Consider the following 16,053-nt stretch of genomic DNA (forward strand, 5'->3'; position numbering starts at 1 on the left):
GATCACCTCTGCTGATAGCGGAGCTTCACGAACGCGGCGCGCCCCGGCTGGTTGTAGCCAAGGGCCGTCTCGTAGTCCTTGTCGAACACGTTCTGAACCGAAGCTTGGAGCTGCCATTCCGGATGGATCTGATAGCTCGCGCGCAGGTTCAGCAAACCGTACCCGGAGAGACGCTCGTCATTATTGGCGTCGTTATACGAGCGGCTCTTGGCAATCACCGAGCCCCCCAGCGAGAAACGCTGAAACTTCCGATCGATATCCACACGGGCCGTCACGGGTGAACGCCGTTGGAGCTCGTTGCCTGTTTCACGATCTTCTGCATTCAGAAGGGTCAACGAAGCGCGCGAAATCCAATCATAACGTTCGTAACCACCCTCCAGCTCAAGCCCGGAAATCCTCGCTTCGTCAACATTCTCAGGCGGCCAACCTGCGATCATTTTGTCCACCCTCGATTGGAAAATCGAAGCATCCAGATACCCTTGATCAAAGTTAGCGCGCAGGCCTATTTCAGACGTTTCGGACTCTTCTGCTTGAAGTTCTGGATCGCCCGCCCCCGGCCAATACAGTTGGTTAAACGTGGGCGCGTTGAAGGCCGTTCCGTAAGACGCGCGCAGCCGTATAATGTTGGTTGCCTGCATGCCCCAGGCTACCTGCCCCGTCACCTTGTCGCCGAACTGTTCATTATCGTCGTAACGCAAACTTCCCTCGAGATCATGGCGGCCCAGGCCAACCTGCACCACCGAGTATGCGCCAACGTTGTATCGCGAATCTTCAACGTAATCGTTGGTGCTATCCACCCGGTCTTCATACGCATCGATCCCGGCAATCAAATAAACACGATCCGTTATCTCGAGATCGTTTCGCCAATCCACACCATTGCGTTTAGTGTCGAAGCGGGAAGAAAAAACGCCATCGCTAAAGTTATCGTTCTCATCGCGACTGTGACTAACACTGAGTTCGGTGTCCCAAAGAGGGGTTACAGGCACTCGCAAGCCAGCACGAAGGGCGGCATGCCGAAAATCGGTTTCATCTTCGGTACCGTCGAATTCGCTCGTGCCCTCCGAATAAAGGATATTCCCGAAGAACTCGACGCCATTATCCAGACGGTGCGAGACCTTGGTTGCCAACGAGGTGTTGTCGTAGCCATCCCGGTCGTCGTCACCGACATCGTCCTGCACATTGATGCCGTCGGTCGCGAAGTGGCTGAGCGAGAAACTGTAGTTCGTGCTCTCGGTACCACCCGCGACACCAACCCCGGCCTCGCGGGTATTGAAACTGCCACCGCCGACAAACGCGTTGACTTTCGGAGACCCTTTGCGGCCTTCGCGAGTGAAAGTCTGCACCACGCCACCAATCGCATCGGAACCGTAGATGCTGGTGCGCGGACCGCGCACGATCTCCACCCGCTCGATCTCCTCCGGTGGCAGGAACTGCCAGCTTGCGCCACCACTGGTGGCCGACCCCATGCGCACGCCGTCGATCAGAAGCAGGGTGTGGTCGGAGCTTGTCCCGCGGGTGTAGACGGAAGTTGTCTTGCCGAAGGCGCTGTTCTGGGAGGTTTCGATCCCGGCGCGGCCCTCCAGCAGATCGGTGAACTGCTGGGGCTGCAGGCGCTCGATCTCTTCGCGGTCGATGATGGTGACCGAAGCAAGCGTCTCGTCGACGGTCTGCGCGACGCGAGAGGCTGTGACCTGGACGGTTTCCAGGGTCTGCGCGTCGTTGGTATCCGGCGTATCCGCCAGAACGGGACTGGTGGCCAGCAGGATGGCCGTGGAAAGTGCTGTGCGTTTCATGTCGTCCGTGTCTCCCGGCGAGCCGCCCGCACGCCGTTGATTCGTCGGGATCGCGCGAACAGGGGGAGACAGACACGAGGGGGATCGGCCACAACCGGCTAGCGGCCAGGCCCGATCATCCGCCTCGCATGCCCGCCGCATGCCGCGCGATCATTCCCTGGCCGGTCTCCGGGCTGACGAGCGTTCCGGTGCGGCGCCTTCCCGAACATCATGTTCAGTGGCACTGGCCGCGACCATCAGGGACCGTCGGGCGGTCCCTCGCTCGATCACCGTTGCGGGGGCAGCGTCGGTTTCGTCCGCAGGCCTCGGAGACCTGCCCGGACTCACCGAACTTCCCGTTTAACCCGCCAGGTCGAGCCTGGCCGGGCACCGGGGAACGCGGCGAACACTACACAATTGGGCGCAAAATTACCAGCCGGGGGAGATTCGATCTCGCACAACCGGAACCGTCGAACCGGGCCCGTCGCGACGCCTCATCAGCGCCGGCGCCGCTCCTCGGCGTGGAGGTAGCGGGTTCCGCGCTTCAGCAGCAGGCCCCAGGTCTTGTCCTGCAGCATGGCGTCGAACTCGGGCGACCGCTCGGCGCGCAGTGCCACGGGATGCGACTCGTCCCCGGCATGCGTTGCCAGCATGTCCAGGCGCTCGCGGTTGGCGCCGTACTGGTCGACCAGGAAATCGCGCATGGAATCGCTCAAAGGCAGGTGATAGATCCGCGTGAGGCGCATCGCCAGCCATTCGGCCATGCGCCCGAGATCCTGACGTACCTTGCGCACCATGGCCGAGCCCAGACCCGCCTTGGCATCCGCGCTCATGCCCACATACAGCCCCCCGAGATACGCGGCCGGGTTGGCGTAGATCGCGCGCTGGATGCTCGGGTTGGTGAGGTCCACCAGCGGCTCCAGGATCAGGGCCAGCTGGATGCCGATGCGCTTGGCCGTCTCGGCGTCCAGCGCTGCCCCTCCGAAGTAGAACAGGTCGCCCTCACGCTGGATCTTCAACTCCTTAAGGAAGTTGCAGAAGTCGTTGGCCAGCTTCAGCTTCTGGTCATCGGTCAGCTCGATCAGCTCCTCGCTGACCCGGATACCGCGCACACTGCGCTTGAACCAGCGCTTCTCGCCCCGCTTCTCCACCTGGGCGCGGCGCAGGGCCTCCCAGCGCTCCACCGCATTGGCGTAACGGCTCTGCGCCTGCATCAGCTGGTCGCGCGCTTCGCGCAGGTCCTCGACGCGCCGCAGCGCCAGTCCCAGCAGCTGCCCTTCGGCCGAATTTTCCGGCGGCTCGCGATCTTCCAGCGTACGCAGTGCCTCCAGGACCTGGCGCCCCAGGTCGGTGGCCGGCTCGCGCAGGACCTGCGGGTCCAGCCCCGAGGCATCGCTCTGGGACAGCAGAATGCCGAGCGAGCGCAGGCGGCTGACCACCCCGGCCTGCGCCACACGAAAGCGGTTGCCCTGGGACTCCAGCCGGTCCAGCGCCGCTCCGAGCTGCCAGCCACCGGACCATTCGAAGCTCAGGCGCTTGATCTGGCGTCCATTCACGAGCTCGAACGCAAGCACGAAGATCGCCTGCGCATCGTCGAGCGTGCAACGCGCCAGGTCGTCGGCATCGGCCGCCGAGAACAGGCGGTCCAGGAACTGGTCCACCCGGCGCACGCCATCTTCCTGGGTCGGCGCCACGCCGCGCAGCCGATCGCGCAGCAGGTCGGCAACTTCCGGGGCCTCGTGGTGCAGCTTTTCCAGGGCCGCGAGCCGGGAATCCTCGGTCGCGCCCACCAGATCGCCCACGCGCGAGCGCAGGCCCAGGCGGCGATAGATCTCGATCTGCTCCGCGGCGGCGGCCAGGCTGGTATCGCCGGTCATCTCGCGTACCGCGACGGCCACCCCCTCGGGCGAGATATCCACCTCGTGGAGCAGCACCTCGGCCGCCTTGCGCCGGCGCATGTCCGGTGGGAGCTCGCTCATGGCCAGATCGCGAGTCACGAACAGCAGGTCCGGCAGCAGGTCGATCGTATTGCGCAGTTGCTCGCGTGACTGTTCCTGGCGTTTGCCGCGGGTGGCATCGGCAACAAAGCGCGCTACCAGGCCGATCACCCCGAACAGCAGGGTGTAGACGGCGAAGAAGATGAAGTTCTGCGCCGGGGCGGCGTGCCCGAAACCGAGAAAGTACCCGCCCTGCATGGCCAGGAACGTGACCGGGCCCGCCGCCCACAGCAGCTGGAGGAAATTGAGCGACCAGGGGACGCGCCGCGCGGTGGCCGCCACCTCGGTGATGCGGCTGCGGCCAGCCGCCTCGATCAGGACGTTCTCCTGCGAAGGACCGACGGCCTGCGGGTCGTCCTGACCCGGTGCCTCCCTGCGTTTACGAAAGCGACCGAACACGCGCCCCTGCTCCGGAATGGATGGTCACCGCCGGCATGGCCGCAACGTCCCCATTAGTGTAGGGAAAGTACGTTCGGTTCGCGCGCTCCGGGCCCCGTTTTCGCGCCGTTCCCGACGCATTCGGCCGCCCCTCAGGCTGCGTTGCTGCGCCGTGCCTGGGCCTCGCCGGGGGGGATCGAGACCACCTCGGAGGCGTCGTCGCGATAGAGGTAGTCGCGCGTCAGCGGCACCGCGTCCTGCTGCTTGGCCATCTGCACGTGGAAGACCACCTGTCCCCACCAGCGGAAGGTGCCCTCGCAGCTGGCCAGATAGAACTCCCACATGCGGCAGAAGCGCTCGTCAAAGCGCGTCACGGCCTCGGCCCGGACCTTCTGGAAGCGGCGGTACCACTCGGCCAGTGTCTCGGCATAGTGCAGCCGCCAGAACTCGATATCCGTGGTGTACAGCGGGGTGGGTTCCAGCGCACTCATCACCTCGGACAGCGCCGGGGTGTACCCGCCCGGAAAGATGTACTTGCTGAGCCACGGGTTGGAGGTGCCCGGCGGCTCCTGCCGCCCGATGGTATGCAGCACGGCGATGCCGTCGGGCGTCAGGAGGTCGTGTACCCGCTGGAAGAACGTACCGTAGTTGGGTGTGCCGACATGCTCGAACATGCCGACGCTGACGATCCGGTCGTACTGGTCGTCATGCTCGCGGTAGTCCTGGTAGAGAAACCGCACCCGGTCCTCCAGCCCGCGTCGCCCGGCCTCCTCCCGGGCCACCCGCAGCTGCTCCCGGGACAGTGTCACGCCGTCGACCTGCACGTCCGCGTGCTCGGCCAGATGGAAGGCCAGGCCGCCCCAGCCGCAACCGATATCAAGGACCCGCATGCCGGGTTCCAGGCGCAGCTTCCTGCGCAGCATCGCGCACTTGGCCTGCTGCGCTTCCTCCAGCGTCATATCGGGCCGCTCGAAGTAGGCACAACTGTAGAACATGCCCTCGTCCAGGAACTGGCGATAAAGCCACTCGTCGACATCATAATGATGGGCGATGTTCTGATAGCAGCGCGCCACCTTGTTGCCCTGCTCGATCAGCGCCCGGAGCATACGCACCGCCGGATTGACACGCTGCTGGAACATCGGCGCGAAGTTGCGCATAGCCACATCCAGGAACACCTGCAGGCCCTCGGGGCCAGGCGACCACATGCCGTTCATGTAGGTCTCGCCCAGCTGGAACCCCGGATCGCGACCGATCTTGCGCAGCGCCGCCCGGTCATGCAGCTGCATCGCGATCTCCGGCGTACCGCTACCGAAACGCTGCTCGCGGCCATCCGGGTGCCGCAGCACAAAGGTCCCGTAGCGCATGTATTGCTCGAGTAACCGCTCGATCATCTTGACCCCTGTCCTTGTCTCGGCGGCCCGTGCGCAACGCGTGGGTTCCAGGCCGTTGCCGCGCCACCCAATGTAAACTGAGTCTAAATATTGTTATCTCGCGTTGTCCATGCCTGATGCCGCGCGCGGTGAAGTGGGCGGCCGGCGCCGCTTCGAGACCCGTAATAACCCCGACCCGAATCACCTGCATTCCACAGGGACAGTAGCGCATTCCCGAGCGTGATGGCAGACCCCGAAAATCCCTTTCCCCAATTCCGAAAAAACGGCTACCCTGCACTCATGACGCTACGACCCACCCAAGCCTGTCAGCACTGCACCCTGCGCCAGCTCTGCCTGCCGGTCGGCCTGCCGCAGGACGAGCTCTGGCAGCTCGACGAGATCGTCCAGCAGCGCCGGCCGATCGCCAAGGGCGCGGCCCTGTTCACCATGGGGGCCAAGTTCGACGCGCTGTATGCGGTCCGCACGGGGGCGCTGAAGACGGTGCTGATCTCCGATGACGGCACTGAACAGATCACGGGCTTTGCCCTGGCCGGCGACCTCCTGGGACTGGACGCGATCCATTCGGGCAAGCACCCGGTGAGTGCCGTGGCCCTGGAATCCACCAGCGTCTGTGCCGTGCCCTACGGGCATGTCGACGACCTCGCCGGGCGCCTGCCCACGTTCCGCCAGCACATGATGAGCGTGATGAGCCAGGAGCTCGCGCAGGACGAAAGCCTGCATGCGCTGCTTGCCCAGCGCACGGCCGAGCAGCGCCTGGCGACATTCCTCGTGGGGCTGTCGGAACGCCAGCGCACTCGCGGCCTGTCCCCCGAGCGGTTCTACCTGCCGATGTCGCGCGCCGACATCGCCAACCACCTGGGCCTGACCCAGGAGACCATCAGCCGACTGTTCACCCAGCTGCGCAACCAGGGCGTAATCAGCCTGCACACCCGCGACCTCGAGATCCTGGAGCCCGAGAGTCTGCGGAACACCGCCGGGGTGACGTTCACCTCCTCCGCCGCGAGCAGTGCCTGAATCCGGAGGCACCCCGGAGGAGCCGTCGACGGACTTCGAGGCCTTCTGGCGCTTCGCCGGAACCCTCTGGGCCGACCCCGATGCACGCGCGCGCCTGCTGCGCTGGCAGGAGGACTTCGGGGTGGATGTGATGCTGGCGCTGTTTGCCCTGTGGTACCCCCGACCGCTGACGACCTCTCAGTGGCAACGGCTCGCGCAAACCGCCCGCCGCTGGCAGACCTCTGCCACCGGACGCATCCGCGCCCTGCGCCGCCAGTTGCGCACCCCCGAGCGCGACACGCTCTACCGCGCGGTACTCGCGCTCGAACTCCAGAGCGAGCGCCTGGCGGGCCTGCAACTGCTCGCGCAGGCCCGCCAGCTCTCGACGCCGGATAGCCGGTCCCACGCCGTGAACCACCGGCGCCGACTGCACACGCTGTTCCCCGCATTGCCGGAGGCCGAGATCCGCGACGCGCCACACACTCCGGATCGGTGCTCTCAATAGCGTGTCCACGCAGGGACGTACGTAGCGGCATACCGGCTGCATGCGCTGGCTGTTCCGGCTATCCTCCCCGGCATACAGACCCTACACGGCAGGATTCATGTCCGACGATCTGCGCAGCCAGCTCCTGAAGACGGGGCTGGTGGACGAAAAACAGGTTCGCAAGGCCAAGGCGCAAAAGCATCAGGCGCAAAAGGGCAACGCGAAAAAGAAGAAGGACCGCAAGACCGGCCCCGAGCCCGGCGTGGCCGAGGCGCGCAAGGCCGAGCAGGCCGAACGCTCGCGGCAGAAGAACCGCGAACAGCAGGAGCGTGCCGAACGCCGCGCCCGCCACGCGCAGATCCGCGAGCTGGTCAGCACCCACCTGGCGCCGATCCCCACGGGCGATGCCGCGCTGGACTATCACTTTCAGCAGGGGGGGCAGATCCGTCACCTACCGGTGACAGCGGATCTGCAAAAGCGCCTCGCCGACGGGCGCGCCGCGATTGCGGGGCTGGATATCCGGCCGGAGAAGGGCTTCCGGGTCATCCCGCGGGAGACAGCGAACCGCATCCGCGAGCGCGAGCCGGAATGGCCGCTGGTGATTCCGGCCGAGGATGATGCGTCGTCCGACCCCGACCCGGACGACCCCTACAAGGATTACGTCGTCCCCGATGACCTGATGTGGTGAGGGCAAGGGGCACGCACGGACCGGCGGCCCCGCGGGTCCGTCAGTCCGTGGTGCGCTTCACGTCCGCGGCCGGCATGCCGGACTGCTGCGGACGCCGGGCCTCGTCACTGGACATGTCCTGAGGGGTTAGCCCCCCCTCACCCAGACTCTGGGGTGCACCCGCCGACTCCTCCTCCGGCGCGCCGTTGCCACAGCCCAGGGCCAGCAGGCCCACGGCGGTCAGTCCGATCACCAGGGGGGTCGCTCGCTGAATCTCTCGCATCGCTATCGCTCTCGGGTGTTTTCAGGTCAAAGCGTGCAAGCCCGCGGCCCGGCGCGCAAGCGCCGGCGTGAAGATCACGGGCTTGGCACACGCCCTTGAGACCCGCCTGGCTGCGGATTCGCTGTCAGACGGTCCCGACCGGCAGGATGCGGGTCCCGGCCTGGCCGTCCAGGATATCAGCGGCATGCCCCAGCGCACCGATCCCGACCCGGATGCCGCCTTGCGCCGTGCGCCGCGCCGCCTCCATCTTCGGGCCCATGGAACCCGCGGGGTAGGCCGCCGGCTCCACGGCCGTGACCAGCAGGGCCTTCAAGCGCCGAGCGTCCGGCGTGCCCCAGTCCATATAGACGCCGTCGACATCGGTCAGCATCAGCAGCCAGTCGGCCTCGACATGCGCGGCCAGACGGGCGGCCGTCAGGTCCTTGTCGACCACGGCCTCGATGCCCTGCAGGCGCCCGGCCGCGTCGCGCGCGACTGGCACACCCCCACCCCCGGCGCAGATCGCGACAGCGCCACTATCCACCAGGGAGCGTACCGCCTCCATGCCCAGCAGCCGCTGCGGCTCGGGCGAGGCTACCACGCGCCGCCAACCCTCGCCGTCGGGCGCGATATCCCAACCGCGCTCGTCGGCCAGCGCACGAGCACGGGCCTCATCCCAGGTGGGGCCGATGAATTTCTCCGGATGGCCAAAGGCCGGATCGTTGGGGTCGACCTCGGTCTGCGTCAGCAGGCTCGCCACCCGGTCATGCCCCAGTGCGTTGTGCAGCTCGCGCGCCAGGATGTAGCCGATCATGCCGTGACTCTCGGCGCCGACAACGTCCAGCGGCCAGGCGATGCGATCGCACTCCGCCTGATTGGCCAGCAGGCCAACCTGCGGCCCGTTCCCGTGGGTGACGACCACCTCGTGCTCGCGCGCCACGGCGGCGATCGCCTCGGCGGCCTGTTGCGCGTTGCGCTGCTGGGCCTCGGCCGAGGGGGTCTCGCCGCGTTGCAACAGGGCGTTGCCGCCCAGCGCGATCACGATGCGCATGGCGGTCCTCCGGGGTATTTGGTGGGTGTCAGGTCCGCGGCAGGGTGACGCCGCGCTGCCCCTGGTACTTGCCGCCGCGATCCTTGTAGGACGTCTCGCAGACCTCGTCGGACTGCAGGAACAGCATCTGCGCCACACCCTCGTTGGCGTAGATCTTGGCCGGCAACGGCGTGGTGTTGGAGAACTCCAGCGTCACGTGGCCCTCCCACTCGGGCTCCAGCGGGGTCACGTTCACGATGATGCCGCAGCGGGCATAGGTGGACTTGCCCAGGCAGATGGTCAGCACGTCGCGCGGGATACGGAAGTACTCCACCGTGTGCGCCAGGGCAAAGGAGTTGGGCGGGATGATGCAGACATCCGACTGCACATCCACGAAGCTGCCCTCGTCGAAGCCCTTGGGATCGACGATGCTGGAATTGATGTTGGTGAAGATCTTGAAATGATCCGAACAGCGCACGTCGTAGCCGTAGCTGGAGGTGCCGTAGGACACGATCCGCTCCTCGTCGCGGTAGCGGATCTGGCCGGGCTCGAAGGGCTCGATCATGCCCTGCGTCTCGGCCATCTCCCGGATCCAGCAGTCCGACTTGATGCTCATTGGCCCTGTCCCTGGTCGGCGGTTCGCCGGATCAGTTGTTCTGAATCACGATATTGGGGAACTTGCTGCTGTAGTCCTTGGACTGCTCCGCCAGCTTGGCGCCGGTGCGCCGCGCGATCTCGCGATAGATCTCGGTAATGCGGCCATCCGGGTCGGCGATCACGGTGGGCTCGCCGCCATCCGCCTGTTCGCGGATGCGGATGTCCAGCGGCAGGGCGCCCAGCATATCCACGCCGTACTCCTCGGCCATGTTCTCCGCCCCGCCCTGGCCGAAGATGTACTCTTCGTTGCCGCACTTCGAGCAGATGTGGATGCTCATATTCTCGATGATGCCCAGCACCGGCACCTCGACCTTCTCGAACATGCGCAGGCCCTTGCGGGCGTCCAGCAGCGCGATGTCCTGCGGCGTGGTCACGATCACCGCGCCGGACACCGGAATCTTCTGCGACAGCGTCAGCTGGATGTCGCCGGTGCCCGGCGGCAGGTCGATGATCAGGTAGTCCAGATCCTTCCAGTTAGTCTCGTTCAGGAGCTGCTCCAGCGCCTGGGTCACCATCGGGCCACGCCAGATCATCGGCGTGTCCTCCTCGATCAGGAAGCCGATGGACATCGCCTGTACGCCGTGGCGCTCCAGCGGCTCCATGCTCTTGCCATCCTTGGACTCCGGGTTGCCCTTGATGCCCAGCATGCGCGGCTGGCTGGGGCCGTAGATGTCCGCATCCAGGATGCCGACCTGCGCGCCCTCGGCCGCCAGGCCCAGCGCCAGATTCACCGCGGTGGTGGACTTGCCCACCCCGCCCTTGCCGGAGGCCACGGCGATGATGTTCTTGATCCCCGCCATCGGCTTGAGGCTCTTTTGCACTGCGTGCGTCGTGACCTTGGTGTTGATGGTCACTTCCGAGGATTCCAGCCCGGCGACACCGGCCAGCGCCCCCTGGATGGCTGCGCGGAGCTCGTCGTGATAGCCGTTCGAGGAGTAGCCCATCTCGATGGCAATGGAGGCGCGCGCGCCCTCCACCTGAATGTCCTTGACCGCGCCGGCGGCCACCAAATCCTGCTCCAGGTACTTGTCCTGAACAGTCTTCAGGGCGTTTTCGATCTGCTCGCGCGAGAGTTCGGCCATGGTGTTCGTTCCATCCAGCAATTTAAGGGTGACCGCGCGATTCTACTGGCACCGGTACGGCACGCCAATGGCAACACGCAGTGCCAGTCCTTTCCCGGGGCCCAAACATCCTCATCCGGCCGGGTGTCAAGCCTTTCGCAACGGTTTTATGCACAAACATGGCGCATACGGGGAAGACAGGCCTAGATAGCCGCACAAACGTCCAAAACGCTGCACAATAGTTGTTTAAGTTCATGTTTTATTGGATTTCTTTTGGGTTGGTCGATTTTTAACCAATTTGTCATGCGCCCTTGTGTGGCAAGGGGTAGCGACCGATTCCACCGGGTTTCCCACAGACTTATCCACAGCTTCTGTGGACAAGCGGGCCCAGCCCGCGCTGCGCCTCGACAAGCCGCCGGACACACCCGACAATAGCGCCCCTGCACCCGCGGCCCGGCGCCGCCCATCACGAGCCAAGCAATGACCGAAACCCCGCGCAAGATCCTCGTCACCAGCGCCCTGCCCTACGCCAACGGCCCGATCCATCTCGGGCACCTGGTGGAATACATCCAGACCGACATCTGGGTGCGGTACCAGCGTGCGCGGGGCCACGAGGTGATCTACGTATGCGCGGACGACGCCCACGGCACGCCGATCATGCTCAAGGCCCGATCCGAGGGCATCGAGCCGGAAGAACTGATCGCGCGGGTGCGCCAGGAACACGAGGCCGACTTCAGCGAATTCCTGATCGGCTTTGATCACTACCACTCGACGCACTCCGACGAGAACCGCGAGCTGGCCGGCCAGATCTACAAGGCCCTGCGCGACGCCGGGCACATCGAGACCCGCACCATCGACCAGGCCTATGACCCCGAGGCCGGGATGTTCCTGCCGGATCGCTTCATCAAGGGCACCTGCCCCAAATGCGGCGCGCAGGAGCAGTACGGCGACTCCTGCGAGGCCTGCGGCGCGACCTACAGCCCGATGGACCTGAAAGACGCGGTATCGGCCATCAGCGGCGCGCGCCCGGAGTCCCGCGCCTCGGAGCACTACTTCTTCAAGCTGGGCGACTTCGAGGCCTTCCTGCGCGACTGGACCCGCTCCGGCCGTCTGCAGGACGCGATCCGCAACAAGCTGGACGAATGGTTCGAGACCGGCCTGAGCGACTGGGACATCTCCCGTGACAAGCCCTACTTCGGCTTCGAGATCCCCGACGCCCCGGGCAAGTACTTCTACGTGTGGCTGGACGCCCCGATCGGCTACATGGCGAGCTTTCGCGCCTTCGCCGAGCAGCAGGGCCTGGACTTCAACGCCTGGTGGGGCGCGGACTCCGACGCCGAGCTGTACCACTTCATCGGCAAGGACATCGCCTACTTCCACACCCTGTTCTGGCCGGCCATGCTGCATGGCGCGGGCTTTCGCACCCCGTCGGCGGTCTTCTGCCACGGCTTTCTGACGGTCAACGGCCAGAAGATGTCCAAGTCGCGCGGGACCTTCATCCGCGCCCGCGACTACCTGGACCACCTGAACCCCGAATCGCTGCGCTACTACCTGGCCGCCAAACTGGGGGACGGGGTCGACGACCTGGATCTGAACCTGGACGACTTCGTGCAGCGCGTGAACTCGGACCTGGTCGGCAAGGTGGTCAACATCGCCAGCCGCTGCGCCGGCTTCATCCACAAGCGCTTCGACGGCCAGCTGGCCGCGGAACTCCCGCGCCCGGACCTGCACGACGCCTTCGTCGCCGAGGGCGAGGCGATCGCGGCGGCATTCGAGCGGCGCGAGTTCGCCCAGGCGATGCGCCGCATCATGGCGCTGGCGGATCAGGCCAACCAGTACATCGACGAGGCCCAGCCCTGGGTGCTGGCCAAGCAGGAAGGTCGCGAGGCCGAGGTGCAGGCCATCAACACCCAGGGGCTGGACCTGTTCCGCATCCTGATTGTCTATCTCGCCCCGGTGCTGCCGAAGCTGGCGGCCGACGCCGCCGCGTTCCTGAACCTGGACGACACCCGCTGGGCGAACCGCGAACCCCTGATCGGACGTTCCATCCAGAAGTTCAAGCCGCTGATGACGCGCATCGAGCCGGAGACCATCGAAAAGCTGCTGGAGGCCTCGAAGGCCACTCTGGCCGCCCGCGAGACCGCCAGCCCCGACAACGCGGCCCCTGAACAGGCCACGGAGGCGAACGTGGACCCGATTGCCGAGACCATCGACTTCGATACCTTTGCCCGGGTCGATCTGCGTATCGCCCGCATCGCCAATGCCGAGCACGTGGACGGCGCCGACAAACTCCTGAAACTCACCCTGGATATCGGTTCCGAGACGCGCCAGGTATTCGCCGGCATCAAGTCCGCCTACGCCCCGGAGGACCTGATCGGCCGGTATACCGTGATGGTCGCCAACCTGGCCCCGCGCAAGATGCGCTTCGGCGTCTCCGAGGGCATGGTGCTGGCCGCCGGCCCGGGTGGGTCGGAGCTCTACATCCTGAACCCGGATGACGGGGCCCGCCCCGGCATGCGCGTCAAGTGATGCCCACCGCAACCGACGAGAACGGCATGGAACGCGCGCGGCCCATGGATTTGCACCCGAGCCTCGCGTAAGCTGCCGCTCTTTTGTCGACACCCGGACGCATGGAACAAAGCCCCGAATTCAAAGCGCAGGTTCGCCTGCTGGCCGAAGCCGGACGCGAACTCGCGGACCGCGGCTGGCTCCCCGCGCGCACCGGGCACTTCTCCGCGCGTCTGGACGACCGGCATATCGTGATTACCGCCCCGGGGCGCAGCAAGGACCTGCTGGACGCCCACGACTTCATGGTGGTGGATCTCGAAGGGCATCGGGTCACCGGCAGCGGCGAACCCGGCCCCGAGACCTTCCTGCACATCATCATGTACCGCCGCGACGCGCAGCTCGGCGCCGTCCTGCATACGCACAGCGTGCAGGGTACCGTGCTGTCGCGGCAGGTCACGGGCTCACTGCTGCTGCGCGACTACGAGGCCCTGCGCGAACTCCCCGGCTGCGAACACCCCGCGCGCGGCATCCGCATCCCGGTGTTCGCCAACGAGCCGGACATGCAGCAGCTGGCCGCCCGGGTCGACGCCGCCATGGACCGCGACCCGGCACTTGCCGGTTACCTGATCGGCGGTCACGGGCTCTACACCTGGGGCGAGACGGTGGAACGGGCCATGCAGCGCACCGAGGCCTTCGAGTTCATGTTCGAATGCGAAACGCTGGCCCGCCAGCTACCCCTATGACCCCGACCTCCGCTCACCCCGCCCCCCAGGCCGTCATCCTGGCCTTCGAGGGAGTCCTCGCCCCGTCCGGCGTGCTGCGCGATACGCTGGAACCACACGCCCTCGAGGCGCTGCCGGACTTCCTCGAGCGTCACGCCGAGTCCACCGCGGTCCAGCGGACGCTGACGGACATCCTCGCCTACTCCGGGCGCGAGCTGGACGTGGACGGGCTGCTGTCCCAGATCCGCGCGTGGATCCGGGGCGGGCAGGACATCACGCCGGTGCGCCAGCTCCAGGGGATGGTCTGGGCCGATGCGCTGGAGGCCGGGGCCCTGCAGCCACAACTCTCCCGGGAAACCGCCGCGACGCTGGACCGGCTGCACCGCAGCGGAGTGGCCCTGTACAGCTTCGGCGCGACCCCGGCACCGGTACAGCGCGACTGGCTGCGCCACGGCCCGCACCCGGAGGTCGAACAACACCTGACCGGACTGTTCGACACCCGCATCGGTGGCCGCCGCGATGCCGGCAGCTACCGTCGTCTCGCGGAGGAGATCGGCCTGACGCCGGAGACCGTGCTGGTGCTGTCCACCCGCCGTGACGAGCTGGACGCCGCCCACCAGGCCTGGCTGCTGACCGCTCGCCCGGCCGCGGACCCCCAGGCCGAGGACGACCATCCGGTGCGGCCCTTGACCTCGCTCATCTCCGACACCGCCGACGGGCACTAATCTGACTCGACATTCCCGGCCTCGGCCACGCGCCGGACTAGGGAGACGCTGATTGAATCGCACGTCCGCGTTGGTGCCCCCTGTTTTCCGAGACAAGGCGCGTCGTGTAGCGGGTAGTGGTTCTACCCGCAAGCGGCGCAACGCAGGATCGGGGAACAGGGGGCACCAACCCCACAAGCGATTGAAAGCAGGGGCTCGGCCGCCCGTTTTTATGATCAACAACGGGCGCGGGAACGGCGTTGCGGCTCCTTTGTGCAGAATGACTGCACGGCAGTCACCGCGCCTTGTTCGCACGCAAAAGCGACTCGAGCGCGGACGTGCGATTCAATCAGCGTCTCCCTAGGTGTGATCTCTCAATAGGTTGTCCACGGGACGACTCCGAAGGATGCTGAGTTTGCGGACTGAGCCATTCCCAAGGAGGACGCCCCGTGAACCTTCATCAAAATGCCTTAATGGGTCCCCGCGGTCGAGAGCGGATGGCTCGCCTGGTCGTGGATCACGGCCTGAGCCTTCGTGCAGCGGCCCGCGCCTTTGACGTGGATCCGAAGACCGTGCAGCGCTGGGTCCAGCGGTTCCAGGAGGCCGGCCGTTCCGGACTTGTGGACCGTTCGTCCCGGCCGCGGAGCCAGCCGCGGCGAACCCCCCGACGGATCCAACGGCAGGTGGTCGCCTTGCGGCGCCAGCGCTGGACCATGGATCGCATCGCGACCTTCACAAGGATCTCGAGGGCCAGCGTCAGCCGCATCCTGCGGCGCGAGGGCCTGAACCGCCTGAGCGCACTGGAGCCGGCCGAGCCACCCCGGCGCTACGAACACGAACACCCCGGCGATCTGCTCCACCTCGACATCAAGAAGCTGGCGCGCTTCCGTCACCCGGGCCACCGCGTGACCGGCGTCCGCGCCAAGGACTCCATCGGAGCGGGCTACGAGTACGTGCATGTGGCCATCGACGACCGCTCGCGCATCGCCTACAGCGAGATCCATCCCGCCGAGCGGGCCCAGGATGCGATCGCGCACCTGGAGGCGGCCGTGCGCTACTACGCCACCCTGGGGATCACCATCCGACGGGTCCTGACCGACAACGGACCCTGCTACCACGCCCGGGCGTTCAGCCAGGCCTGCCGCCGACTGGGCATCCGCCATCGCCGCACCCGGCCCTACACGCCGCGAACCAATGGCAAGGCCGAGCGCTTTATCCAGACCGCCCTGCGCGAGTGGGCCTACGCCTTCACCTACGCCACGTCAGAGGAGCGCAAACGCCATCTGCCCCGATGGATCCACGACTACAACTGGCACCGCCCACACGGTAGCCTGAACAAGCAGCCACCCATCAGCGTCCTCGGTCTACCTGAGGACAACCTTGTGAGACTCCACACCTAGGTTTCGCGCCCGGAAAGGGCAATGGCC

At 66.1% G+C, this 16,053-nt stretch carries 14 protein-coding genes and 1 riboswitch; of the genes, 7 read left to right on the plus strand and 7 right to left on the minus strand.

Translation table 11 applies throughout. From position 1 onward, the window contains the following. Positions 1 to 2 precede the first annotated feature (2 nt). The 3 genes from F614_RS0102660 to F614_RS0102670 form a co-directional block, all read right to left on the minus strand. Positions 3 to 1,793: a TonB-dependent receptor domain-containing protein gene (locus F614_RS0102660; protein ID WP_019558199.1), complete on the minus strand. Its 1,791-nt coding sequence runs from the start codon at positions 1,791 to 1,793 to the stop codon at positions 3 to 5. 141 nt (positions 1,794 to 1,934) lie between these two features. Continuing rightward, a riboswitch (cobalamin riboswitch) is annotated at positions 1,935 to 2,182 on the minus strand. An 87-nt stretch (positions 2,183 to 2,269) separates the two neighbouring features. Then, a complete protein-coding gene (locus F614_RS0102665; RefSeq protein ID WP_019558200.1) occupies positions 2,270 to 4,168 on the minus strand; it encodes a hypothetical protein in 1,899 nt (632 codons plus the stop codon). Between the two features lie 131 nt (positions 4,169 to 4,299). Beyond that, on the minus strand, positions 4,300 to 5,538 hold the full coding sequence (locus F614_RS0102670; protein WP_019558201.1) for a cyclopropane-fatty-acyl-phospholipid synthase family protein: 1,239 nt from the start codon (positions 5,536 to 5,538) through the stop codon (positions 4,300 to 4,302). Between the two features lie 279 nt (positions 5,539 to 5,817). On the opposite strand from F614_RS0102670, the gene fnr reads away from it, so the two are divergent. The 3 genes from fnr to F614_RS0102685 all read left to right on the plus strand — a co-directional run bounded on the left by fnr (position 5,818) and on the right by F614_RS0102685 (position 7,703). Next, positions 5,818 to 6,552, plus strand: a complete 735-nt coding sequence (gene fnr / locus F614_RS0102675) for a fumarate/nitrate reduction transcriptional regulator Fnr (RefSeq protein ID WP_018866869.1) — start codon at positions 5,818 to 5,820, stop codon at positions 6,550 to 6,552. Next, the gene (locus F614_RS0102680) at positions 6,545 to 7,036 is read left to right on the plus strand and encodes a DUF2390 domain-containing protein (protein ID WP_019558202.1); all 492 of its coding nucleotides are present in this window, start codon (positions 6,545 to 6,547) and stop codon (positions 7,034 to 7,036) included. The genes fnr and F614_RS0102680 overlap by 8 nt, the downstream gene beginning before the upstream one ends. 97 nt (positions 7,037 to 7,133) lie before the next feature. After that, entirely contained in the window at positions 7,134 to 7,703 is a 570-nt protein-coding gene (locus F614_RS0102685) for a DUF2058 domain-containing protein (protein WP_019558203.1), read from the plus strand. Between the two features lie 40 nt (positions 7,704 to 7,743). Here F614_RS0102685 and F614_RS0102690 read toward each other — a convergent pair whose 3' ends face one another. The 4 genes from F614_RS0102690 to apbC all read right to left on the minus strand — a co-directional run bounded on the left by F614_RS0102690 (position 7,744) and on the right by apbC (position 10,713). After that, positions 7,744 to 7,965 carry a hypothetical protein gene (locus tag F614_RS0102690; RefSeq protein ID WP_018878383.1) on the minus strand — a complete coding sequence of 74 codons (222 nt, stop codon included), beginning with the start codon at positions 7,963 to 7,965 and terminating at the stop codon, positions 7,744 to 7,746. Positions 7,966 to 8,089: 124 nt separating this feature from the next. Beyond that, positions 8,090 to 8,995, minus strand: a complete 906-nt coding sequence (locus tag F614_RS0102695) for a carbamate kinase (RefSeq protein WP_019558204.1) — start codon at positions 8,993 to 8,995, stop codon at positions 8,090 to 8,092. Positions 8,996 to 9,023: 28 nt separating this feature from the next. Further along, on the minus strand, positions 9,024 to 9,590 hold the full coding sequence (dcd, locus tag F614_RS0102700) for a dCTP deaminase (protein WP_019558205.1): 567 nt from the start codon (positions 9,588 to 9,590) through the stop codon (positions 9,024 to 9,026). A 31-nt stretch (positions 9,591 to 9,621) separates the two neighbouring features. Further along, positions 9,622 to 10,713, minus strand: coding sequence for an iron-sulfur cluster carrier protein ApbC (gene apbC / locus F614_RS0102705; RefSeq protein ID WP_018866875.1), 1,092 nt, complete (start codon positions 10,711 to 10,713; stop codon positions 9,622 to 9,624). A gap of 459 nt (positions 10,714 to 11,172) precedes the next feature. Here apbC and metG point away from each other — a divergent pair, with 459 nt between their 5' ends. The 4 genes from metG (at position 11,173) to F614_RS13860 (ending at position 16,026) form a co-directional block, all read left to right on the plus strand. Beyond that, positions 11,173 to 13,221, plus strand: a complete 2,049-nt coding sequence (metG, locus tag F614_RS0102710) for a methionine--tRNA ligase (protein ID WP_018880449.1) — start codon at positions 11,173 to 11,175, stop codon at positions 13,219 to 13,221. 101 nt (positions 13,222 to 13,322) lie between these two features. After that, a complete protein-coding gene (gene mtnB / locus F614_RS0102715; RefSeq protein ID WP_018866877.1) occupies positions 13,323 to 13,943 on the plus strand; it encodes a methylthioribulose 1-phosphate dehydratase in 621 nt (206 codons plus the stop codon). Then, the gene (locus F614_RS0102720) at positions 13,940 to 14,647 is read left to right on the plus strand and encodes a hypothetical protein (protein ID WP_019558206.1); all 708 of its coding nucleotides are present in this window, start codon (positions 13,940 to 13,942) and stop codon (positions 14,645 to 14,647) included. The genes mtnB and F614_RS0102720 overlap by 4 nt, the downstream gene beginning before the upstream one ends. Positions 14,648 to 15,075: 428 nt before the next feature. After that, positions 15,076 to 16,026: an IS481 family transposase gene (locus F614_RS13860; protein ID WP_081618406.1), complete on the plus strand. Its 951-nt coding sequence runs from the start codon at positions 15,076 to 15,078 to the stop codon at positions 16,024 to 16,026. The last annotated feature ends 27 nt before the right edge of the window (positions 16,027 to 16,053 follow it).

The organism is Thioalkalivibrio sp. ALE12, assembly GCF_000381105.1.
Lineage (GTDB): Bacteria > Pseudomonadota > Gammaproteobacteria > Ectothiorhodospirales > Ectothiorhodospiraceae > Thioalkalivibrio.

Bases quoted from the DNA above. Each gene is read 5' to 3' on its own strand.
- F614_RS0102660 (WP_019558199.1), bottom strand. From the start codon at position 1,793: ATGAAACGCACAGCACTTTCCACGGCCATCCTGCTGGCCACCAGTCCC.
- fnr (WP_018866869.1), top strand. From the start codon at position 5,818: ATGACGCTACGACCCACCCAAGCCTGTCAGCACTGCACCCTGCGCCAG.
- F614_RS0102685 (WP_019558203.1), top strand. From the start codon at position 7,134: ATGTCCGACGATCTGCGCAGCCAGCTCCTGAAGACGGGGCTGGTGGAC.
- metG (WP_018880449.1), top strand. From the start codon at position 11,173: ATGACCGAAACCCCGCGCAAGATCCTCGTCACCAGCGCCCTGCCCTAC.
- mtnB (WP_018866877.1), top strand. From the start codon at position 13,323: ATGGAACAAAGCCCCGAATTCAAAGCGCAGGTTCGCCTGCTGGCCGAA.
- F614_RS0102690 (WP_018878383.1), bottom strand. From the start codon at position 7,965: ATGCGAGAGATTCAGCGAGCGACCCCCCTGGTGATCGGACTGACCGCC.
- apbC (WP_018866875.1), bottom strand. From the start codon at position 10,713: ATGGCCGAACTCTCGCGCGAGCAGATCGAAAACGCCCTGAAGACTGTT.
- F614_RS0102720 (WP_019558206.1), top strand. From the start codon at position 13,940: ATGACCCCGACCTCCGCTCACCCCGCCCCCCAGGCCGTCATCCTGGCC.
- F614_RS0102695 (WP_019558204.1), bottom strand. From the start codon at position 8,995: ATGCGCATCGTGATCGCGCTGGGCGGCAACGCCCTGTTGCAACGCGGC.
- dcd (WP_019558205.1), bottom strand. From the start codon at position 9,590: ATGAGCATCAAGTCGGACTGCTGGATCCGGGAGATGGCCGAGACGCAG.
- F614_RS0102670 (WP_019558201.1), bottom strand. From the start codon at position 5,538: ATGATCGAGCGGTTACTCGAGCAATACATGCGCTACGGGACCTTTGTG.